Here is a 21,936-nt window from a genome sequence, read left to right on the forward strand (position 1 = left end):
GGGCATCGTGCGCCGCTTGATCGTGGGGAACGGGGTGACGCACTATGCTTGCCATGCGTTCGCATCCACATTGACTCGCAGACGTCCTCACTCGGAAACACATCATGGCAACCATCGGATTCATCGGACTGGGCATCATGGGCGCCCACATGGCCCGCAACCTGCTCAAGGGCGACCACACGCTTGTCGTGAGCGGCAGACATTCCGTGCCCGACGACCTGCGCGCACGCGCCACCGTCGTCGAGAGCTCGGCCGCGGTTGCGCAGGCGGCCGACATCGTCATCGCCATGGTGCCGGACACGGCCGACGTGGCGAACGTGCTGTTTGCCGAAGACGGCGTCGCCCAGGGCCTCACGGCCGGCAAGCTCTTCATCGACATGAGTTCCATCTCGCCCATCGAGACGCAGGCCTTTGCCAAGCGCATCGAGGCGCTCGGCGCCGACTACCTCGATGCGCCCGTTTCCGGCGGCGAGGTGGGCGCACGCGACGCCACGCTCACCATCATGGTCGGCGGCAAGGCCGCGGCGTTCGAGCGCGCCAGGCCGCTGTTCGCGCTGATGGGCAAGAACATCACGCATGTGGGCGAATCGGGGGCCGGCCAAACGTGCAAGGTCGCCAACCAGATCATCGTCGCGCTGACGATCGAAGCGGTGGGCGAAGCGCTCGTGTTTGCATCCAAGGCCGGCGCCGATCCGGCACGCGTGCGCGAGGCACTGATGGGCGGCTTTGCTTCGTCGCGCATTCTTGAAGTGCATGGCGAGCGCATGATCAAGCGCACGTTCGACCCGGGCTTTCGCATCGAGCTTCATCAGAAGGACCTGAACCTTGCCCTGGAAGGCGCGCGCAAGCTCGGCATCGCGCTGCCGAACACGGCCAGCGCGCAACAGCTCTTCAGCGTATGCGCAGCGAACGGCGGCAAGGCATGGGACCACTCCGCCATGGTGCGTGCGCTGGAACTGATGGCCAATCACAGCGTCGCCTGATCGCGCGCGCCTGTGCGCCAATGCAATGCGCCGCCGGACAACTTGCCGACGGCGCATGCGGTGCGGATCAGAACGAGTGGTGCACCCCCGTGCTGACGACGAGCTGGTTGCGCCGGCCCGAAACGCCTGCGCCGTTGATGGTCGCGTACTGGGCATCGCCCGATGCGCGCTGGTACGTGCCCTGCAGATACACCTGCGTACGCTTGGAGAACGCGTACACGTTGCCCACGCTGAACTGGTTCCAGCGGGCGCCTTCGTACTTGCTGAAGGTGTAGCCCACGTTGAGCGTGTTGGCCGCGCTGTAGTGCCACGCGGTACCGAGGTCGACGTTCTGGGCGCGGGCGTTGGCGCCGCCGAGCGTGATGCGCGTCTGCGTGTACACCGCGTTGACCTGCAGCGGCAGGCCGCTGAGCTGGTACAGCGCGCCACCGCCGAACGACTTGACCGAGCTCATCGGCGTCATGCCCGGCGCCAGCGTCGTGCCGAGTGTATTCGTGATGCCCAGGCGCCCTGCGATGTCCAGCGCGCGATCGTTGGAGGCCGTGTAAGCCGCCGCCGCGCGGAAGCCGCCGTTGCTGTAGTACGCCCCCAGGCTGTAGCTGCGGCTCCTGGACGCGGAGCCCGGCACCTCGCCAAAGCCGTACATGCCCCCGAGCTGCAGACCGCCAAAGATGGGCGAGACATAGCGCACGGCGTTATCGATCTGGAACTGGTTGGCCAGGTTGTCGAAGTTGCCCGGGTGGAACAGATAGAAGTTGGTCAGCTGGAAGCCGTTGCTCAGGCGCCCGAGGTAATCGAACATGAAGTCTGCCTGATGGCCGAGCTGGATGTTGCCCAGTCGCTCGTTGCTCAGCCCCACCCACGCGGTGCGGTTGAACAGCTTGCCTGCCACCACGCTGTTGCCGCTGTCGCCCAGGAAGCCCGATTCCAGCTGGAAGATGGCCTGCGTGCCGCCACCCAGGTCTTCCGTACCGCGCAAGCCGAAGCGGTCCGGCTGCATCGTGCCCGGATCAAGGCGCATGGCCGACCCGCTGGTGGTGCCGCTCTTCAAGCTGTTGATGTAGGCCACGCCCTCATCGATGCTGCCGTACAGCGTCACGCTGCCCTGCGCGGCTGCCGTGCCGGCCAGGCCCATTGCGGCCATGACAAACAGTGTCTTCCTCATGTTGTTTCCTCCGGTGGCTGGGGTACCGGCCCCACCCGTTGTTGCCGTCTTGGTGGACGAGCTGGTTGTGGTTGTTTCGTATATGAAACGCTGTTTAAGAAAAGACCGTGAGCAAAAAAAAAGAGCGCTCGGCTGGTCAGGCCGGCGCCCCAACGGTTACAGATCAATCACCAGCCGCTTGCCCTTGCAGCCGGAAACGCAAACCATCATCGTCTGGTTCGATTCGCGCTCGCTCTTGGAGAGCACGCTGTCGCGGTGGTCGGGCTCGCCTTCCAGCACGCGCGTCTCGCACGAGCCGCACACGCCCTCCTTGCAGCTGTGCTCCACTTCCACGCCAATCTCCAGCAGCGCATCGAGCAGCGACTTGCCGGCCGGCACGTGCAGCTCGGTGCCCGTGCGGGCGAGCTTGACCGCGTATTCACCTTCTTGCACCGAAGAGACGGACGCGTCAGCCGCAAAGCGTTCGATGTGGACGTTGGTGTAGCCGAGCGCCTCGCACGCAGCTTCAAAGGCGCGCAACATCGGGCCCGGGCCGCAGCAGTAAAAATGCGTGTCGGCCGGGTGGCCTGCCAGCAGCGCCTTCAGGTCAGGCGGGCCGCCGGCATCGGCGTCGAAATGGAAGCGCACCGCATCGCCGTGCGCGGCCAGTTCATCGGCAAACGCGGCCTCGGCGCGCGAGCGCGCGCAGTACAGCATCGAGAACGGCCTGCCGTGCTCGGCCAGGCGCCGCGCCATGCAGACGATCGGCGTGACGCCGATGCCGCCTGCCACCAGCACCGTGCGGGGTGCGCTCTCATCGAGTTCAAAGTGGTTGCGCGGACCGCCGATCTTCAGCGTCGACCCCACGCGCAATTGTTCGTGCACGTAGCGCGAACCGCCACGGCTGTTGCGATCGAGCAGCACGCCGACCACATAGCGGTCGCGCACTTCCGGCGCACCGCACAGCGAATAGCTGCGCACCAGGCCGTTGCCCAGGTGCAGGTCGATATGCGCACCGGGCGCATATTCCGGCAGCGTCCTGCCATCGACATCGCGCAGCTCCACGCTGACGATGCCCTGGGCTTCGTGGCGCATGGCCTGCACGCGCAACGTAAGGGGAGGATGGGTACTCATGGCACGTCTCTCTGCTTCCAGTTCAGCGCTTTTCCGTGAGGAACTTGCCCTCCGGGCCGGCGGCGTTCTTCTGCCGGCGCGTGTTGCCGTCGATACCGCCTTCGATGGCCCACTCGGCAAAGACGGTGGGGCCCGGCTCGAAATCGCGCGGCTGCCATTCGGCGTCGAGCTGGTCTTCGTCGGCGTAGTACTCGATCAGGCCGCCGGCCGGGTTCTTGAAGTACCAGAAGTACGCGGAAGAAATCGGGTGCCGGCCCGGGCCGAGCTGCGTATCCCATCCGCAGCGGGACATCTGCATGCCGCCGCCGAACACTTCGTGGATGTCGCGCACCGTAAACGCGACGTGGTTGAGCCCGCTCCTGGCCTGCGGCGTCTGCAGCAGGAACAGATCGTGATGGCCGCCTTCCGGCTCGCAGCGCAGGAACGCGCCGCGCCCCGGGTAGTGGTCTGACGGCACGAACCCGAGCTTGTCGATGTAGAAGCGCTCGGTGGCCGCCACGTCCTTGACGAAGAACACCACGTGGCCGACCTCGATGGGCGTGGCGCGTTCGTAGATCGGGCTCGGCTGGTTGCGGCGCGGTTTGTCGTTCCAGGTGTTCATCGCCGCGCATTGCACGTCGACGTCGCGCTTGATGCTGACCTGCACACGCACCGCCAGGCCGTTCGGGTCGGTGCAGCCGACGCGGCCGTCGGCATGGACGTAGCCGGGCTGATCTGCAAGTGCGTCGGCCAGGCGGTCGAGCACGGCTTGCGAATCGGCACCCCACACCACTTCGCGCAGCGTCGGGCCGGCTTCCATGGCGGGCGGCAATGCGGCGTCATCGCTGCGCTTGACGCGCACGCGGCAACCATTGAGCGTTTCGAACAGCAGCCCGCTGGCGTCTTCGGATTGCAGCGCGAGGCCCCAATCGAGAAAGAACTGCTTGCATGCGGCGAGGTCGTCTGCACCGTAGACGATCTCGTCGATGCCACGAATGGTGTTCATCTTCATCTCCTGCTGTGCACCGCGTGGCCTTCAGCGGCCACCAGTGACTGTGATTCATTGGATGCGCCGTGCTCCGCACTGCGATGGCGCAACGCGCCCCATGCGAAGCCGGATCGCGTCACTTGCCGGTGACGGGATGCACGGCGCCCGGAACGGCCGGTGCGGCCTGCGCTCCGCCGCGCAGCAGGGCCAGACCGCAGAGCAGCACGATCAGCTGCGTGCCCACCAGGCTGCCAAAGCCGGCGGCAAGGCCGCCGCCGCTGCCAAGCCCGATCACGACGCCCATGACGGCCGGCATGAACCCTGCCACGAGGCTGCCCACGCCGTTGACGACACCGAAGGCGCAGGCAACGTGCTGCGGCGCGGCGTTGAACTGCACCGTGCTCGGAATGGCTGGGCTCTGCAGGCCCCAGAACAGGCTGGCCGCGGTCAGCCAATAGGCCGCGGCATAGCGGTCGGTACTGTTGATGGCCAGCAGCACTGCCACCGCCACGCCCAGGCTGCCCAGCACGAACACCAGGGGCACACGCCGGCGCGGAATGACATCCAGCAACAGGCCGCCGAGCAGCACGCCGAGCACCGCCGCGTACTGCGGCATCGACGCCATCCACCCCATCTCGCGCAGCGAAAAGCCGCGCGCTTCCTTCAGATACGTCGGCATCCAGTTGCTGCTGCCCCACAGGTACGCCAGGAAGGCCGCAGTGAGCACCGTCATCGTGAAGATATGCCGCGTGTGGAAGGCCCCGCGGAACATGTCGCCCACCGTGCTCAGCGCCGCCGGAAACGACTCCGGCCGCGGCAGCGCCGCATAGCGCGCCGGCATGCGAACAAAGGCCAGCACCAGCGGAATGCCGAGCACCAGGTTGCACAGGCCCAGCAGGTGGAACGAGGACTCCCAGTCAGCGCTGGCAATGGCGTAGCCGACCAGCGGATACCCGACCGCCAGGCCGATACCCGTGCCCATGTTGAAGATCGCATTCGGCTTGCCGCTTTCCTTGCTGTCGAAATGGGCCTTGATGTAGGACGCACCCAGCGAGAACAACGGTCCTTCGGCGAAGCCGAGAATGAAGCGCGACGCGAGAAGTTCCATATAGCTGTGGAACCACGGCGACGCGATGGTGATCACGCCCCACAGGGTCAGCCCGTAGATCAGGCTGCGGCGCACGCCGAACAGCGCGGCGCAGAAAGGCGTGAACACAATGGCAGACAACCCGTAACCGGCCATGAATGCCGTGGCCAGCAGGCCCTGGCTGCTGCGGTCATTGGCGGCGATGCCCATGTGCTGCAGAAAGTCGTGCTGCGTGATGAGCACGGCGATGTTGATGCGGTCGACATATGAAATGGCGACCACCAGGAACAGCGTGATCACACCGAGCCACCGTTGCGCGTTCGAGTTCATTGCACGCTCCCTTGCGTGACCGATGCTTGCGTCAGAATCGTTTTCATCTTGGTCTCCTCCACACTGCCGGGCGTCAGTTGGCCCAGGCCAGCGGTTCTTCGTTCAGGCCCCAGTAGAGGCTCTTCTGCTCCATGTATTGCAGGATGCCCAGGCGCCCCTTCTCGCGGCCGAGGCCGCTGTCGCGCCAGCCGCCAAACGGCGTGGAAATCGAGAACTGCTTGTACGTGTTGATCCACACGTTGCCGGCCTGCACGGCGCGGCCGATGCGCCAGGCGCGCTTGTAGTCGCGCGTCCAGACGCCCGCGGCCAGCGCGTAGACGCTGTCGTTGGCCTGCTCGATCAGTTCGTCCTCGTCTTCAAACGGCATGGCCACGAGCACGGGGCCGAAGATCTCTTCCTGGCAGATGCGTGCGCGGTTGGTGAGGCCTTCGATGATGGTCGGCATGTAGAAATAGCCCGACTCGCAGCCGGCAACCTGCGGACGCAGCCCGCCCGTGCGCAGATGGCCACCCTCTTCCACGCCCATCGCCACGTACGATTCGATGGTCTGGCGATGGCGCTCAGTGATCAGCGGCCCCATCTGCGTGGCCTCGTCGGCGGGGTTGCCCACGCGCAGGCGTGCGGTGGCGGCAGCCAGGCGGTCCATGAACGGCTCGTACAGCGAACGCGCCACGAACAGGCGCGAGCCCGCGATGCACGACTCGCCCGACGAACTGAAGATGCCGTACAGCACCCCGTTGACGGCGTGGTCCAGATCGGCGTCTTCAAACACCATCGTCGGAGACTTCCCGCCCAGCTCCAGCGACACCGGCATCATCTTGTCGGCGGCGATGTGCGCGATGTGCTTGCCCGTGGTCGTGCCGCCCGTGAACGACACGCGGCGCACCAGCGGATGCTTCGTGATCGCATCGCCGATGACCGAACCTTTGCCCGGCAGCACGCTGATCAGGCCCTTGGGCACGCCGGCCTCTTCGCAGATCGCGGCGAGCTCCAGCGCCATCAGCGGCGTCACCTCGGCCGGCTTCACGACGACGGCGTTGCCGGCTGCCAGCGCGGGCGCCATCTTCTGCGCCTCGCTGGCGATGGGCGAATTCCACGGCGTGATGGCGGCCACCACGCCCATGGGCTCGTGCACGCTCATCGTCAGGCAGTCGCCGCGCGGCGGGGTGAGCGATTCTTCGAGCGTCTCGCATGCCGCGGCAAAGAACTGGAACGTACCGGCCGCGCTGGCCACCAGCGCACGCGTCTCGTTGATCGGCTTGCCGTTGTCCAGCCGCTGGCGCTGGGCCAGGGCTTCGCTGCGCGAGCGGATCAGTTCAGCCACGCGGTACAGCACGGCCGCACGCTCGTGGGGCTTGCGCTGCGCCCAGCCGCTCGAGAGGAATGCGCGGTAGGCGCCGGCGACGGCCTCTTCCACATCGGCCACGCTGGCTGCGTTCAGCTCGGCCACGACTTCACCCGTGGCCGGATAGCGCGTCGCGTAGCGCTCGCCCGTGCCGAGGCGCCATTCGCCTGCGATGCAGATGGGAAGCAACGTCGTTGTGATTGCGTTCATGATGGGGCTCAGATCGAAACGGCGTGCGCACGGTTGCCCAGCGCACGCACCACGCTGAACACCGTCAGCGCGGAAGTCTTGGGGTTGGCCGCCAGCGGCTTGCCGCGCATGGTCAGCTCGAAGCCGCCAAAGGCGCCGCGCGCCTCGACGTGATGGATGTTTTCGTCGACGGTGGGATCGGCCAGCAGCTTCACGTGCGTGTGCTCGAGCCCGAGGCCCGCCAGCGACAGCGTGGCCGCCACATTGGCGTTCTTCGGGAACAGCCGCGCGGCCTCACGGGCGTTGCCTTCGAAGATCACGGTAGGCTCGCGCAGCGCATCGAGGTCGAACTCGCCCTCGGCCGGCGTGTCCTTCCACGCGCGCGGGGGCTTGCGGCCGGTGTAGGTGACGGCGTCCAGCCCGCCCACGCGTGCGGCGGCCAGCGCATCGATGGCGCCGATGGCACCCGACAGCAACTGCACCTGCGCGTGGCCGCGCCGCGCCGCAGCCTCGAGACGTTCCGCCAGCCCCGGTTCCGACAGCGCGCCCACCGATACCACGAGGCAGTCGATGCCCTGCTCCAGCGCCGGCAACACGTGCTCTTCGAGCGCATCGTGCCCCGCACACTCCACCAGCAGGTCGGGATGCGCATCGGCGCCCAGGTGCGTCGTCACGCGTGCATGAGGCGCAAACGGAGCGATGGCCTCGCGCGCCTTGTCCATCGCGTGCTCGGGCACGATGACCGCGTCAAAGCAGACGTCCGGATCGCTCTTGAGCAGCTCCAGCACGCTCTGCCCGATCGCGCCGCAACCGACCATCGATACATGCAGCATGTCCGGCTCCTTGGTTCGGCTCGCTTGCGGGCTCACGCCACCACCGTGATGCGTTCGGCGGCGCGTTCGCCCTGGCCGCTCGGCGCCTGCTGGTTGACCGGCGGGCCGGCAAACGCTGTCTTGAAGCTGCCGATGGAGAGCATGTCGATCTCGAGCAGGAACGGGCCCTCGCCCGTCGTGGCCTCGTTCAGCGCAGCGCCCACGTCTGCGAGGTTCGACACGCGGCGATGGCGCAGCCGCAACGACCTGGCGAGCTCCGCGTAGTCGGGCGTGTGCAGATCGACGTAATGGCGGCGGCCGCCGTACTGCGCGTCCTGGATGTTCTTGATGACGCCGTAGCCCTTGTCGTTCATGAGCACGATGACGAGGTCGGCGCGCTCCTGCACGGCCGTTGCCAGCTCACCGAGGTTCAGGATGAAACCGCCATCGCCCGCGAGGCAGAAGGTCTTCTTGCCCGATCCGGTGGCGGCCGCACCGATGGCCGCGCCGATGCCCATCGCCAGACCCTGGCCGATGCCGCCGCCCAGCGCATGCACGCCCGCACGCGAGTCGAAGATGCGCAGCTGGCGATTGCCCCACGTGCTGTTCGACACCGTCACGTCGCGCACCCAGTTGAACTCGCGGCCCACCGCGACCTGCAAGGATTCCACCAGCGCGGCATACGGACCGAGACCATCGACCAGCGCGCCCACCGCCTGGTCGTGCGCCGCGCGCAGGTCGCCTGCAAACGCGGCGTCGATCTGCATCTTCTGTTCGAGCCGGTCGGCCAGCCCGTCCAGTGCGAGGGCGGAGTCGCCGCAGACGAAGTAGTCGCTGGCATAGCAGCGGCCTTCCGCCGAAGCATCGGCATCGATGCGGTACAGCGGGCGCGGCAGCTTCAGCTCGTACTTGAGCGTTTCGTTGCCGCGCAGACGCGAGCCGACGACGAGCATGGCGTCGCAGGTCTGATAGAACGCTTCGACCGGCTTGTGCAGGTTGAAGGCGCCCAGCGAGCGCGGGTCGTCTTCCGGCACGATGCCGCGGCCCTGCGTGCTGGTCACTACGCCGAAGCCGAGGTCCAGCAGGCGCTTGACCTGCCTGGCGGCATGGCGGGCGCCGCCGCCCAGCCACAACATCGGGCGGCGCGCGCGCGACAGGCGCTCGGCGAGCTCATCCAGAGCATGCGCCGACGGCACGTGCTGCGGCACCTGCAGCGGACGCAGGTCGTCCGGCATCGGGATCAGCGCGGCCTGGATGTCGATCGGAATCTCCACGCTCACGGGGCCGGTCGGGGCCGTCAGCGCGGTCTGCACGGCGAGCTTCATCGTGCTGATCGCGGTGTCGGCGCTGCGCACGCGGAACGCCGCCTTCGACACGGCCTTGAGCATGGTGAGCTGATCCGGCGCCTCGTGGATGTAGGCCAGGCTCTGGTCCAGGTACGGCGTTTCGATCTGGCCGGTGATGTGCAGCAGCGGCGTGCCCGCGGTCAGCGCTTCCACCATCGCGCCGGCCGCGTTGCCCGCGGCCGTGCCGGTGCTGGTCAGGCACACACCCAGACCGCCCGTGGTGCGGGCATAGGCATCGGCCATGTTGGTGCCGCCCGCCTCGCCACGCGCCGGGATGAAGCGGATCTTGCCGCGCTCGCCCATCGCGTCGAGGATGGGCATGTTGTGGATCGAGATCACGCCGAAGGCGGCCTTGACCTCGCAGGCTTCCAGGAAGGCGGCAATCGCGCAGCCCACCGTGACCAGTTGTTGTTCGTTACGCATGACGGGAGTGTCCTCCGGAGATATCGATATGGGTGCCCGTGGTGTACGAAGACAACGGCGAGGCAAGGAACAGAATGGCGCGGGCTGCCTCTTCGGGCAGGCCCAGGCGGCCGAGGGGAATGTGTTTCTGCACGGCCAGGCGGCGCGTCCACGCGGCCCAGTCGAGGTGGCGGTCTTCTTCAGGGCGCGCCTCGAAGCGGCGCCGCCATTGGCCGGACTCCACCAGCCCGATGAGGATGCCGTTGACCCGCACGCCCTTGGGCGCAAACTCGGTCGCCATGGAGCGCACGAGGTTCAGCACACCCGCGCGCGCGGCCGACGTGGCCACCATGTGCGGCTCGGGCTGCTGCGCCAGCAGCGAATTCACGCAGACGATCGCGCCGTGAGGCGAGCGCTCCAGTTGCGGCAGGAATGCGCGCGTCGGATGAATGACGGAGAAGAACTTCAGGTGCAGCTCTTGCGTCCACGCTGCGTCGTCGGTGTCGGCAAAGGTCGAGACGCGGCCCTGGCCGGCGTTGTTGACGAGCATGTCGACGGGACCGAGTTCCTGCTCGACCGACCGCGCAAAGGCAGCCGTCTGCGCGGCGTCGAGCACGTCGCACGCGGCGGCAAGCAGCCGGGCGGCGGGAAAGCGGCTGCGCAGCGTGTCTTCGGCCGCGGCCAATCGCTCGGCATTGCGTCCGCACAACGCCACGGCGGCGCCGGCTTCCAGCAGCAGCTCGACGGTGGCAAGGCCGATGCCGGAGGAGCCCCCCGTCACCACGGCCGTCTTGCCGGTCAGGTCGATCATCGGCATGGTCACTCCCCGAACAGGTTGACAACCTTGCCGCTGGCCGGGCGGTAGTCGAGCAGGTAAGAGAGCTCGTCTGCGGCGGCGCGCACCTTGTCGATCATGGGATCGAGCTGCGCGGGGTCGATGCGCGGCGACGGGATCGTCGTACCGAGCGCGGCGACGATCTTGCCGGCGCGGTCGAGCACCGGCGCCGCGATCGTCGAGATGTTGGCCTCGAAGAAGCCCTCTTCGAGCACGTAGCCGTGTTCGCGGTCGCGCTGCACCATCTCGAACAGGTCTTCCACGGTGCGCGGCGTGTTGGCGGTGAATGCCTCCAGCTGGGGCTCCGGATACAGCTGGCGCAGCTCGGCCAGCGACAGGTCTGCCAGCAGCACGCGCCCCAGCACCGTGGCGTGCGCGGGCAGGCGCGTACCGACGTTGACCGAACTGGTGAACGGCGTCGGCGCCACCGATTTCGCCACGTAGACGATCGAGCGGCCATCGCGCACGACAAGGTTGCACGGATAGTGAATGTCGTCGCGCAGGCGGTCGAGCAGCGGACGGCCAAGTTCGGTCAACTCGAGCGAGGCGAGATATTCGAACCCGAGGCGCAGCACGGCCATGCCGAGGCGGAAATCCCGGCCGCCGTCCACGCGTTCGATGAAGCCCATCACCTCGAGCGTGGTCAGCAGGCGGAACACCGTGGAGCGCGGCACCTTCAGCCGGCGCGCCAGTTCCGGCGCAGACAGCACGCGGTCTTTGTGGCTGAACTCGCACAGCAGGCGCAGGCCGCGTTCGAGCCCGGGCACGATGTACTTTTCCTGCACGTCTTCGGGAATGAGGTCGTTGCTCATACGTCTTGGCGCTTTAGGCGTTTTGGAGTGGGGAGAAAGCGGCTTGCGCGATCCAGCCGGCAACGGCATCCGGCGCATCGATGTACGACGCGTGCCCGGCGGCGGTCACCCGCGCGAAAGGCAGGCCGAAGGCGTCGGCCAACGCTTCGCAGCCCTGCGGGGGCGTGATGCCGTCGACATCGCCACAGGCCACGCCAGCGGGCGTTGAGGCGGGGCGCTTGCGCAGATACGCGCCGATGTCGTCGCCGCTGAGCATGACCACGGCCTGGCGGTAACCGGCGTCGTTCAGGCGCAGCATGTTCCAGCGCACCCAGGCGCGCTCTTCGCTGCCGGCATCCGGGCGCAGCAGATGCGCGTGGCGCGATTCCGCCATGCCCTCGATACCAAGCCGGTCGAGCGTGGCAAGGCGCTGGGCCCGCACACTGCGGGACTGGTCTTCGTGACCGGGCTGCCCGTAACCCTGCGCGGGATTCAGCAGCAGCACGCAGCCGGGTTGCAGCGCTTCCGGCGCCTGCGCCACATAGGCCGCAGCCATCAGCGCGCCCAGCGAATGTCCGACGATCACGTCCGGCTTCACCTGCAGCGCGTCCAGCCATGCCTGCAGGCGCACCGCGTAATCGGCAGCGCGCGGCTCGGCTTGTTCGAGCGGCGTGGATCGGCCATAGCCCGGCGCATCCCACGCGAACACGCGCATGGTGTGGGAGAGAACCTGCGCGCAAGGCAGCCACGACGCGGCGCTGGAGCTGATGCCGTGCAACAGCACCACCACCGGCCCGCGACCGCCCCACTGCCGATAGCCGATGCGATCGCGCTGGGCGTTGATCGTGACGCTGCGTTCGGCAAACTCGGCCTCGAGCACGGCCAGTGCATCGGCCACGCGAAACGGACGGGAAGACATGGCAGCCTGCGCGCTCATGGCATCAACGCTTGATCTTCGACAGCGGATGCTCGGGCGGATACGTCGGCGTGACCGGCTTCTTGGCGCCGAGCATCACGCACATCAGCGCGTCTTCCTCGCCGATGTTGATTTCTTCGCGGTACACGCCGGGCGGCACGGAAACGAGATCGCGGTCGGTCAGCACGGTTTCGTAGCGCTCGCCGTCCTTCTCGAGGATCAGCTTGATCTTGCCGCGCAGGATGAAGAACACCTCCTCCACGTCGGTGTGCACATGCGACGGGCCCTCGTGGCCGGCCGGGATGATCATCGTGGAGAACGTGAAATGCTCGGCCGGCACCGTATTGGTGTCAGCGGCGACGCCCGTGCCGCCCGTGCCGAGGTAGCGCATCTGCGCGCGGCGGTACTTCGGGTCGTAGTCGGCTTGGAACTTGAGGGCATCCCAGTCGTAACGGCGGGTGGAGAAACGTGCCACGCGGCTGTTCATCCACGCTTCAAACGATGCGCCTTCTGGGCGGTCCCACGTGCGTTGCACTTGCTGTTGTTCGGAGAGATCGCTCATCGAAGTCCTCTTCTCAATGGTGTGGTTGCTGGATGGAGGCGGTCAGTGCATTACTGCATGACGAAACCGCCGTTGACGGCCAGCGTCTGGCCCGTCACGAATCGGGAAAGGTCCGACAGCGCGAACAGCACGGCGCCGCAGACGTCGTCGGGCAACTGGTCGCGCGAAATGGCGCGCTGGTCGCGATACAGCGCATGGCGATGCGCCGGCACGTATTCGGTCGCCTCCACGAGCGTCAGGCCCGGCGCGATGGCGTTGACGGTGATGCCGTCTGCGCCGCATTCGCGCGCCAGAGACTTGGTCATGCCGATGACGGCGCTCTTGCTCGCCACATACGCCAGCAGGTTCGGCGCGCCCCACAGCGGGGTGTCCGACGACAGATTGACGATGGCCCCACGGCCGGACGCCTTCAGCGCGGGCAGGCAGGCCGTTGTCATCAGCCAGGTGCCGCGCACGTTGACGTTCATCACGCGGTCCCAGGTCTCGATGTCGATCGACGAGGCGTCGCGCCCGCCCGAGTTCGTGATGGCCGCGTTGTTGACCAGCCCGTCGAGCCCGCCCAGCGCCTGCACGGACGCCGCCGCGCATGCCTGGATGGATGCCGGATCGCCAAGATCAAGCGTGAAGCCATGCGCATCGAAGCCTGCCGCGCGCAGTGCTGCGGCCTCTTCCTGCACGCGCTCGCCGAGGATGTCGGCCATCGCCACCGCACCGCCCGCTTGAGCGATGGCCTTGGCGAAGGCCAACCCCAGCCCGCGCGCCGCGCCCGTGACGAGCACCTTGCGGCCGCCCAGCAGTGCGGCGGTGGATTGACGCTCAGGCATGTTGGGCTTCCGCGGCAACGGGCTTGAGCATGGCGACCGGCGCATCGGCCAGTTCGGCGGCGGCGCGGCGCGCGAGAATGCGGCGGATGCGCGTGATGCCGATGTCGTGCTGATACAGCGTCTCGTGGTCGCGCGCCTCGGGTGCCATCGACTCCAGCACCACTCGGTCCTGCTCCAGCACGTCCCAGTGCAGCCCTTCCAGGCGATTGCGATACAGAAAGCGCCAGACGTCGCGCTGCCAACCCTGCACGTGGCGCGTGCGCCAGAAGTAGACGATGCAGTGCGCCTCATCCACCGGCGTGACGATGCCGATGATGGTGAACGGGCCACCGGGGCCCACCTTCGGCTGATACGGGATCGACAGGCGCAGCCACATCGTTCCGGTCTCGCCAAACTCGGTCCAGTCGAAGTTCACGCCGCGCTGGCCGGTCTTCTGGAACAGGATGCCGTGCTCGGTTTCAACCACTTCCATCACGGCCTTCTTCTCGCCGCTGGCCATCGAGTGCGATACGGCATGCAGATAAGCCCCGTGCATCGGGTCCATGACGTTGTCGATGGCGTAGCGGTAGTTGACGTTCCAGTGTGCGTAGCAGAGGAAGTGGCTGTGCTCCTCGCTGGTCAGCTCTTCGGGCAGGCGCAGCGTGCCGACGGCATCGTCAAACTCCGACGGGGCCTTGTCGCCAAACCACAGGAAGATCGCACCGGCGCGTTCCTGCACCGGGTAGCTGCGCACGCAGGTCTTGCCTTCCATCGGGCAGTTGTCGACCGCGGGCACGCTCGTCACGGTGCCCTCGCCGTTCACCTCGACGCCGTGGTACCAGCACGCAACGTGGTCGCCCAGGTTCCAGCCCATCGACAGGCGCGCGCCGCGGTGCGGGCAGCGGTCTTCCAGCGCGTGCACCTGGCCTTCGGTATCGCGCCACAGCACGATGTTCTGGCTCAGGCGCGTGATGCCCACCGGGGCGTTCTTCACATTCCACGATGCGGCCACCGGATACCAGTAGTTGCGCAGACCGGTATTGATGCGCGCTTCTTTCTGCGCTTCCTTGTTGCCTTCCATTGCTTGCCTCGTCTGATGGGGTTGCGCCGAACGCTTCTGCGGGCGATGCGGCGTCGAATCGGTGTTGAGCAGCCCTGCGGCTTACGCGCCCAGGCGGCGCATCTCGGCCAGGAACGCGTCTTCCGTCCAGCCTTGCCCGGAGGGCAGGCGCGGGCCGCGTTCGTTCAACACGGCGACGATGTCTGCAGGCGTTTGCGCGCCGGCCAGAAACGCAGCCTCGAGTGAATCGCCAAGCTGGTTCTCATAGGCGGTGGGCTCGGCGGCGCGCGTCTGCCAGACCAGATTGGCAACGCGGCCCGGGCGCTCGATGCGGCCCTTGCCGGCCACGTTGTTCGGAGAAACCGGCTCCCAGGGAACCAGGTCGGGGTTGTATTGCGGCTGCATGGTTGTCGACTCCATCACGTTTCGCTTGTTTTACCTATGAAACGTCTGTTAATATCTGGAACACAGGTAGCACTATAGACCGCGTCCTCGAAATCGAAGATGCGGGATTACCCTATGGTGCGGTACAAAAGCGCCACCCGCTCAGGCGGCATGCGGCCGGATCGCCCATCCGGCGCGGGTCTTCCGGCCACCGTGGCGTCAGACGCTCTGCGCTCCGGGGCTTATAAAAACTTCCGATAGACGACGAAGCCGGACTTTTCGGCCACGGTGTCGTACAGCTTCATGGCCGTCGCGTTGGTTTCGTGTGTCTGCCAGTACACGCGCGGCACGCCTGCTGCGGCGGCCCGCCGGTACACCGCTTCAATGAGGGCACGGCCCACGCCCTGCCCGCGCGCCACCCCGGCGGTAAAGAGATCCTGGAGGTAACAGGTCGGCTGGATCTGCGTCGTGCTGCGGTGGAGGAGGAAATGCACGATGCCGAGCAATGCCCCATCGCGCTCGGCCACCATGGCATGGACCGGTTCGTACGCATCGAAGAAGCGCCGCCACGTCGTCTGCGTGACGATGTCGGGCAACGCCGTATCCCCTGCGCGGCCATAGAAGGCGTTGTAGCCGTCCCAGAGCGGTTTCCAGGCGGCAAAGTCGTCTGGGTGGATGGGGCGGATGAGCAGGTCGGCGGGCATGATGGCGGTCCGTATCGGCGAGCTGGCATTGTGCCAGTCGCGCCATGCGGCGCCTTGGGGCCCAGCCGCTCCTGGGATTAGTCCGGATGCGACTCGGCAGGCGAAGAAAGTTTGCTGAAAGCCGGCGCCCTCTACAGTGCGCGCCATGGCCCGGCTGCGACCCCGCATCGGGAAATGCGGCCGCTGCCGCCATCATGATGAAGGGTCGGGTGTTTCAGCCCCGGCGCCGGGATGCGATATCCATCCCGCGCGCCGTCTACGTCGGTCTTTCCTGCTGTCAACCTTGCGGCCCGCCGGCCCTCCTGGTGGGCCGTCTTTCTTTTCAGGGCTGCACCGTGTTGGCCGTCACCAGCGCTTGCGTCAGCCGCTGCACCGCAGGCCCGGCGATCAGGACGATGGTGAAGGCGGCCGGCCACGCCAGCACGAAGGCGTGTGCCCAGCGGGCGAGGAAGTCGGCGCTGATGCCGGCGTTGATCCAGCCGATCCAGCCCGTCATCAGCAACGACATGAGGCCGGACATCAACCACGCAAACGTGACACGAAGGCGAGTGGGCAACGACATGGCGGTTCTCCTGACAAAGCCATCAATGTGATGAACGGCATACTAGACAACCGCTTTTCCAGAAACTATAGACGTATACTGAAACTTAAATTCCAAAAATGGAATCATGCTTGACGATCTGGCCCTCTTCGTTTCCATCGTGGATCACGGCAGCCTGCAGGCCGCGGCACGCCACGCCAACCTGCCGCCCGCCACGCTGACGCGACGCCTGCAGAAGCTGGAGGCTTCGCTGGGCTGCCAGCTTCTGCTGCGCAGCGCACGCAGCCTGAAACCGACGCCGGAGGGCCAGCTCTACTACGAGCAGTGCCGCCCGCTCTTGACCGCGCTTGCGCAAACCACGGCCACGCTGGACGACGATCTCAACCAGGTCAAGGGCACCCTGCGCGTGCTGGCACCGCTGAACCTGTCGCGCGGGCTGCTGGCGCCCGCCTATGCGAGCTTCATGGCGACATGGCCGGAGATCCGGCTGGAGCTCTCGCTCAGCAACCGCAATGAAGACGTGTGGCGGCATGGCGCCGATCTGGCCATCCGCGTCGGCCAGCAAGACGACCCGAAGCTGCGGCAGCGGCGGCTCGGCGTGATCGGGATGGTGCTGGTCGGGTCGCCGGCGTATGTGGCCGCGCATGGCGCGCCGACCCATCCGCATGACCTGCAAGCGCATCGCTTGTTGGTGTCGTCGCCGCTCTCGACATGGCGCTTCACCTCACCCGACGGTGAGGAAACCATCGAACTGCAGCCCCATGGACGCTGCGACCTGAACGACATCGAACTGGGCGTGACGCTGGCTGAAACGGGCCTCGGCCTGCTCTACTGTCCGCACACGCTCTGCCACCAGGCGCTGGAGGCGGGCCGGCTGATACGCCTGCTGCCGGCATGGCGGACACCGCAGCGGCCCATCTATGCGGTGTGGCCGCAGCAACAGCTGCCACGCAAGGTGCGGACGTTGCTGGAGCATCTGGCAGCCTTCACGGCAGCCACGCCGCTGCTGCAGGCCGAACCCGCCCCGAGTGCCTCAGGCACTGCTTGAAACGGGTAAAAACACGCGTTGCCGCGTCAGCCCATCAGCCCGTAGGCTGGAGATTCCCGCGCCCATTTCACTGGAGACCCGATGCACAGCAGCCACGTGGTGCGCTCCGGCGACCTTCGCCTGCATGCCCGCATGACCCTGCCCGCCGACGCCTCTGCGCGACGGCGCCCCGCCATCGTGCTTGTGCATGGCTATCCGGACGACAGTTCCGTCTGGCACGGCGTGCGCGATACCCTGGCGCGCGACCGCCGCGTGCTCACATTCGACGTGCGCGGTGCCGGCCTGTCAGATGCGCCCGCAGACACCGCCGGTTATCGCATCCCGCAGTTTGTCGACGACCTGGCCGCCGTGGCCGACGCGCTGCTGCCCGGCGAGCGCTTTCATCTGGTCGGGCATGACTGGGGCTCCATCCACAGCTGGGAATCGGTGACGACCGATCGGCTGCGCGGGCGCATCGCGTCCTACACGTCGATCTCGGGCCCGTGCCTGGACCACGTCGGCCACTGGATGCGCGCACAGCTCGATACCGGCACATGGGCCGCCAAACGTGCGGTGTGGAAACAGCGGCTGCAATCCTGGTATGTGGGGTATTTCCACTTGCCGCTGGTGCCGGAATGGTCGTGGCGGCTGTGGGTCGCGCGCGCCTGGCCGTGGTGGCTGCACAGAACGGAGGGCATCCGCATCGAAACCCAGCGACCGACGCTTGTGCGCGATGCCTGCAACGGCGTGCGAATGTACCGCGCAAATTTTCGCGACCGTCTCGCCCGCCCGCAGGCGCGTGCGCCGCATGCGCCAGTGCAGCTCATCGTGCCGACGCGCGATCGCTACGTCAGCCCCGCCGTGACGCGCGCTGTGGAGGCCTGGGTGTCGCATTACTGGCGCCACGAGGTCGACGCCGGCCACTGGCTGCCCCTGCGTCGCCCCGAGTGGGTGGCCGACTACATCCGCCGCTTCGCCGACTATGTCGAATCCGGCCAGGAGCCCGCTGAACTGCAGCAGGCCCGCGTGGCCGGCACGCGGGGGCCGGCCTGATCTTGTCAGCGCGTTACTTTCCGCCTTCGTCCAGCCAGCGCTGGTGATACTCCTCCAGCAAGCGCTGCAGCGTTGCACCGATGCGGATGTAGTCCGGCTCGTTCAGGTTGGCCAGCGACACGCGCACCGACGGGTTGAGTGCACCAAAGCCATTGCCGGGCAGCAGCACGACGCCACTCTCCTTGGCCAGGCGGAATAGCACATCCGCCGGTTTGGTCTTCGTCTTGAACCACTGCACGAACGCCTCGCCATAGGTCTTGCGGCCCACCACTTCGGCATCAAGGATGTTGTAGTAGGCGACGTCATTCTCGTCAGCCTCACACTCGATACCGATGGCTTGGTACAGAGCAGCCTTGCGCCCGCGCACCAGGCGCTTGACCGCCGCCTTGTAGGCATTCGGCTGATCCATGAGCGCGTACAGCGAGAACAGCGCCATCTGCACCTGTTGCGGCGTCGACAGACCTGCCGTGTGGTTCAGCGCCACGGTTCGACTATCCGCAACCAGACGATCGATGAACTTGAGTTGGTCCGGCTCGGTCGTGATCGACGCATAGCGCTGGTGCAGGATCTTGCGCTTGTCTTCGGGCAGCGCGGCCAGCTTATCGTCCAGCACGTTGTTTTCATGCGTGGCGATGGTGCCCAGGCGCCAACCCGTCGCCCCGAAGTACTTGGAGTACGAATACACCAGGATCGTGTTGTACGGCGCCACCGCAAACAGCGAGACAAAGTCGTCCGCAAACGTGCCGTACACATCATCGGTCAGGATGATGAGATCGTTGCCGGCCTCGTGACGCTCGTCCACGATGGCTTTGAGCTTCTTCAAGCCGTCTTTGGAAATCTTGACTGACGGCGGGTTGCTGGGGTTGACCAGGAAGAACGCCTTCACGCTCGGATCGCGCAGCTTGTCGAGTTCTTCGTCGGTGTATTGCCAGCCGTTGAATGGGTCTGCATTCAGCTTGACCTCGACGAGCTGGAAGCTGTTGAGTTCCGGGATCTCGATGTACGGCGTGAAAATCGGCATGCCCAGCGCGATCTTGTCGCCAGCATTGAGCAGGAAGTTCTCCCGGAGCGTGCTGAACAGATACGTCATCGCCGCCGTACCGCCCTCGACGGCAAACAGATCAAACTGGCCGACAAACGGCGCACTGCCGATCATTTCCTGCTTCAGATAGCGCGCGGCAATCTGCTCACTGATCTTCAGCATGCGGTCTGGCACCGGATAGTTGCAACCGAGAATGCCGTTCACCATCTCCGCCAGAAAGTCTTCGGCGGAAAGGCCAAGTTGATCGCGTACGTACGACACCGCGTGATGCAGAAACTTCACGCCGGGCACATCTGCGTTGCGACGTGCAAAGCTCTCAAAGCGCGCCTCAAAACCTTGCTTGGTCGGGATGCCGCCAATCCTCTCGGCCAGATAGGAAAACGAGCGCTCGGACTCCTCCAGTGCGAACAGGCCCAGTTGGAAGAAACCATGACGCGGCTCCAAAGCGAGGAAGTTCGGATTGCCGCGCCCGGCATTGAGCATCATGCGTTGCGAGTCGCTCTGCGCGAGCTGGATCAGCACGTCCTTTAGTTCAAACGGGCTCAGTTGCCCAAGGGCTTCCAGTTCCTTGGATTTTTGCGTCGGATTGGTGGTCATCGCAGATTCCCGTGGATGCAGCGTTGGCGAAGGAGAGCCCGCCACGCGGGTAGCAGGCTGAGGAGACGCTCAGGCGAAGGCGATCACAAGCGGACCGAGCAGGGTCAGCAGCACGTTCGCGAGCGCGTAGGTAATGGCAAAGGGAATGGTCGGCACACTGCTCTCGGCTTTCTCCAACACGCCGCCAAACGCGGGGTTGGCCGAACGGGCGCCAGACAGCGCGCCCGCCAGCACGGCAACGTTGTCGTAGCGGAGCACATAACGGCCGAACAGGTAAGTCAGGATCAACGGCACCATCGTGACGATCACGCCGGCAATGAAGATCGACACGCCGCTCTTTTGCAGCGTCGCCCACGCCTGCGCGCCAGAACCCAGGCCCACACAGGCGACAAAGGCGGCCAAGCCCATGTCCTTGAGGATTTGCGACGCTGCATTCGGCAACTGGCCGAAGGTGGGATGCTTGCCGCGCAGCCAGCCAAACACGAGCCCGGAAAGTAGCGCCCCGCCCCCACTGCCCAACGTCAGCGGTATGCCGCCCACCTTTGCCACCAGCGTACCGATCAACAACCCGACCAGCACGCCCAGCCCGAGGTAGACGAAGTCCGTCTTGTCGCCCGGCGGCACGGGATAGCCGACTTCGGCGGCCGCGCGTTTGATATCGGAAGGTGCGCCGTGCAGGGTGACGACATCACCGTGCAGCATGACCGTGCCGTCCAACAGCGGCACGGCTTTGCCCATGCGGGTGATGCGTGCGATGTACACGCCGTGCTTCATGTCGCGTGTGGCCTGTGCCTTCAGCTCGCCCAACGTCTTGTGACTTGCGCCCTTGCGCGTGAACACGACATCGCGCACTTGCAGCGGCTGGTCCATGTCGGAAGACACGGTGGACTCGTCGCCCAGCAGCGTCCAGGCCTTGGCAGCGGCTTCGCGACGGCCGATCAGCAAAACGCGATCGGCGCGCTGCAATTTCGACTTCGGCTCAATGGCGATTTCCTCGCCGTTGCGCAAGATGCGCTCGATGGTGATGCCGTCGTCCAGCGTGGTCTCGACTTCCTCCACGGTCTTGCCTGCGCCCGTGGTCACGTCATACACGCGTCCGACCAGTGCCGGCAGAGAGGCCACCTCGCCCTGCTCCAGCGGGCGCTTGCCTCCGGCCATTTCCAGCTCGGCCTTCTTGGCATCATCGCGCAGCTCACGGCCCATCAGGCGCGGCAGGATGTTCACGCACATGATGATGGCGCCCAGGCTGCCGAACACGTACGTCACTGCATAGCCAATAGCCACATTCGACTGCAGATGCGCCACCTCGTCGGCCGCCAGGCCCATGCGTGAGAGGGCATCGCCCGCGGTGCCAATGACTGCCGACTGTGTCATGCCGCCCGCCGCAATGCCGGCGGTCAAGCCCTTGTCGAAGCCGAACAGCTTGCCGCACACGAGAATGGTGACCAGGCCACTCACCGCGAGAAACACCGCCATGGCGATCTCGCGCAGTGTGCTGCGATTGAGGGAGCTAAAGAATTGCGGCCCGCTTTCGTAGCCGACCGCGTAGATGAAGAGCGCGAACATGATGCTCTTCACACCGGAATCGATCGTCACGCCAAACTGGCTGATCAGCACCGCAGCAATCAGCGATCCGCCAACGCCGCCGATTTGAAATTTGCCGAAATTGATCTTGCCGACTGCGTAGCCAATGGCAAGCGACAGAAAGAGCGCCGTCTCCGGCACGCTTTTGAACACGGTGTGAATCCAATCCATGGGCAGCGACTCTCCGGAAAGTCTTAAAGGTTTGTCTGGTTGAGCAGACAAACAGACATCGCGTAAGGCGCCACGCCATATGTGCGCAACACGCCCGTGGACGTTAGAAGCGACACATCGGTGATGT

Annotated in this window: 21 protein-coding genes; 3 read left to right on the forward strand and 18 right to left on the reverse strand. The window is 66.0% G+C overall.

Annotated elements, in window-relative coordinates; translation table 11 throughout:
• Positions 1-104 precede the first annotated feature (104 nt).
• Complete coding sequence (locus A6M56_RS10795; RefSeq protein ID WP_062738189.1) at positions 105-983, forward strand: 2-hydroxy-3-oxopropionate reductase; 879 nt, start codon at positions 105-107, stop codon at positions 981-983.
• 67 nt (positions 984-1,050) lie between these two features.
• Here the strand turns inward: A6M56_RS10795 and A6M56_RS10800 are convergent, their stop codons facing one another.
• The 16 genes from A6M56_RS10800 to A6M56_RS10875 all read right to left on the reverse strand — a co-directional run bounded on the left by A6M56_RS10800 (position 1,051) and on the right by A6M56_RS10875 (position 16,356).
• A complete protein-coding gene (locus A6M56_RS10800) occupies positions 1,051-2,148 on the reverse strand; it encodes a porin (RefSeq protein ID WP_045218352.1) in 1,098 nt (365 codons plus the stop codon).
• A gap of 156 nt (positions 2,149-2,304) precedes the next feature.
• Positions 2,305-3,261 (reverse strand): PDR/VanB family oxidoreductase, encoded by a 957-nt coding sequence (locus A6M56_RS10805; protein WP_062738188.1) that lies wholly within the window; start codon positions 3,259-3,261, stop codon positions 2,305-2,307.
• A gap of 22 nt (positions 3,262-3,283) precedes the next feature.
• Positions 3,284-4,246 (reverse strand): VOC family protein, encoded by a 963-nt coding sequence (locus A6M56_RS10810; RefSeq protein ID WP_045218356.1) that lies wholly within the window; start codon positions 4,244-4,246, stop codon positions 3,284-3,286.
• A 118-nt stretch (positions 4,247-4,364) separates the two neighbouring features.
• Entirely contained in the window at positions 4,365-5,645 is a 1,281-nt protein-coding gene (locus tag A6M56_RS10815) for an MFS transporter (protein WP_102079334.1), read from the reverse strand.
• A gap of 73 nt (positions 5,646-5,718) precedes the next feature.
• Positions 5,719-7,200 (reverse strand): aldehyde dehydrogenase, encoded by a 1,482-nt coding sequence (locus A6M56_RS10820; RefSeq protein WP_045218360.1) that lies wholly within the window; start codon positions 7,198-7,200, stop codon positions 5,719-5,721.
• Positions 7,201-7,208: 8 nt separating this feature from the next.
• Complete coding sequence (locus tag A6M56_RS10825) at positions 7,209-8,012, reverse strand: aspartate dehydrogenase (RefSeq protein ID WP_045218362.1); 804 nt, start codon at positions 8,010-8,012, stop codon at positions 7,209-7,211.
• Between the two features lie 32 nt (positions 8,013-8,044).
• Positions 8,045-9,760 (reverse strand): thiamine pyrophosphate-binding protein, encoded by a 1,716-nt coding sequence (locus A6M56_RS10830; protein WP_102079333.1) that lies wholly within the window; start codon positions 9,758-9,760, stop codon positions 8,045-8,047.
• On the reverse strand, positions 9,753-10,556 hold the full coding sequence (locus A6M56_RS10835; protein ID WP_102079332.1) for an SDR family oxidoreductase: 804 nt from the start codon (positions 10,554-10,556) through the stop codon (positions 9,753-9,755). Before A6M56_RS10835 ends, A6M56_RS10830 begins: the two co-directional genes overlap by 8 nt.
• A 2-nt stretch (positions 10,557-10,558) precedes the next feature.
• A complete protein-coding gene (locus tag A6M56_RS10840) occupies positions 10,559-11,386 on the reverse strand; it encodes an IclR family transcriptional regulator (protein WP_045218376.1) in 828 nt (275 codons plus the stop codon).
• A 13-nt stretch (positions 11,387-11,399) separates the two neighbouring features.
• A complete protein-coding gene (locus A6M56_RS10845; RefSeq protein ID WP_062738184.1) occupies positions 11,400-12,302 on the reverse strand; it encodes an alpha/beta fold hydrolase in 903 nt (300 codons plus the stop codon).
• A gap of 4 nt (positions 12,303-12,306) precedes the next feature.
• Positions 12,307-12,843 carry a cupin domain-containing protein gene (locus A6M56_RS10850; protein ID WP_045218380.1) on the reverse strand — a complete coding sequence of 179 codons (537 nt, stop codon included), beginning with the start codon at positions 12,841-12,843 and terminating at the stop codon, positions 12,307-12,309.
• Positions 12,844-12,893: 50 nt separating this feature from the next.
• Positions 12,894-13,667, reverse strand: a complete 774-nt coding sequence (locus A6M56_RS10855; RefSeq protein ID WP_045218382.1) for an SDR family oxidoreductase — start codon at positions 13,665-13,667, stop codon at positions 12,894-12,896.
• Entirely contained in the window at positions 13,660-14,727 is a 1,068-nt protein-coding gene (locus A6M56_RS10860; RefSeq protein WP_045218384.1) for a Rieske 2Fe-2S domain-containing protein, read from the reverse strand. The genes A6M56_RS10855 and A6M56_RS10860 overlap by 8 nt, the downstream gene beginning before the upstream one ends.
• Positions 14,728-14,808: 81 nt before the next feature.
• Positions 14,809-15,126, reverse strand: a complete 318-nt coding sequence (locus A6M56_RS10865) for a recombinase-like helix-turn-helix domain-containing protein (RefSeq protein ID WP_180964194.1) — start codon at positions 15,124-15,126, stop codon at positions 14,809-14,811.
• 206 nt (positions 15,127-15,332) lie between these two features.
• Complete coding sequence (locus tag A6M56_RS10870) at positions 15,333-15,794, reverse strand: GNAT family N-acetyltransferase (protein WP_102079330.1); 462 nt, start codon at positions 15,792-15,794, stop codon at positions 15,333-15,335.
• A 322-nt stretch (positions 15,795-16,116) separates the two neighbouring features.
• Positions 16,117-16,356 carry a DUF2798 domain-containing protein gene (locus A6M56_RS10875; RefSeq protein WP_102079329.1) on the reverse strand — a complete coding sequence of 80 codons (240 nt, stop codon included), beginning with the start codon at positions 16,354-16,356 and terminating at the stop codon, positions 16,117-16,119.
• Positions 16,357-16,462: 106 nt separating this feature from the next.
• On the opposite strand from A6M56_RS10875, the gene A6M56_RS10880 reads away from it, so the two are divergent.
• Both A6M56_RS10880 and A6M56_RS10885 read left to right on the forward strand, forming a co-directional pair.
• A complete protein-coding gene (locus A6M56_RS10880) occupies positions 16,463-17,383 on the forward strand; it encodes a LysR family transcriptional regulator (protein ID WP_045218392.1) in 921 nt (306 codons plus the stop codon).
• Positions 17,384-17,464: 81 nt separating this feature from the next.
• Positions 17,465-18,415, forward strand: a complete 951-nt coding sequence (locus A6M56_RS10885) for an alpha/beta fold hydrolase (protein WP_286758129.1) — start codon at positions 17,465-17,467, stop codon at positions 18,413-18,415.
• 13 nt (positions 18,416-18,428) lie between these two features.
• On the opposite strand, the gene A6M56_RS10890 is transcribed toward A6M56_RS10885, so the two are convergent.
• Together A6M56_RS10890 and aspT are read right to left on the reverse strand one after the other, a co-directional pair.
• On the reverse strand, positions 18,429-20,054 hold the full coding sequence (locus A6M56_RS10890; RefSeq protein ID WP_102079327.1) for a bifunctional aspartate transaminase/aspartate 4-decarboxylase: 1,626 nt from the start codon (positions 20,052-20,054) through the stop codon (positions 18,429-18,431).
• Between the two features lie 69 nt (positions 20,055-20,123).
• Positions 20,124-21,809: an aspartate-alanine antiporter gene (aspT, locus tag A6M56_RS10895; RefSeq protein WP_102079326.1), complete on the reverse strand. Its 1,686-nt coding sequence runs from the start codon at positions 21,807-21,809 to the stop codon at positions 20,124-20,126.
• Positions 21,810-21,936 lie beyond the last annotated feature (127 nt).

This window comes from Ralstonia sp. RL (assembly GCF_001683835.1).
Lineage (GTDB): Bacteria > Pseudomonadota > Gammaproteobacteria > Burkholderiales > Burkholderiaceae > Ralstonia > Ralstonia mannitolilytica.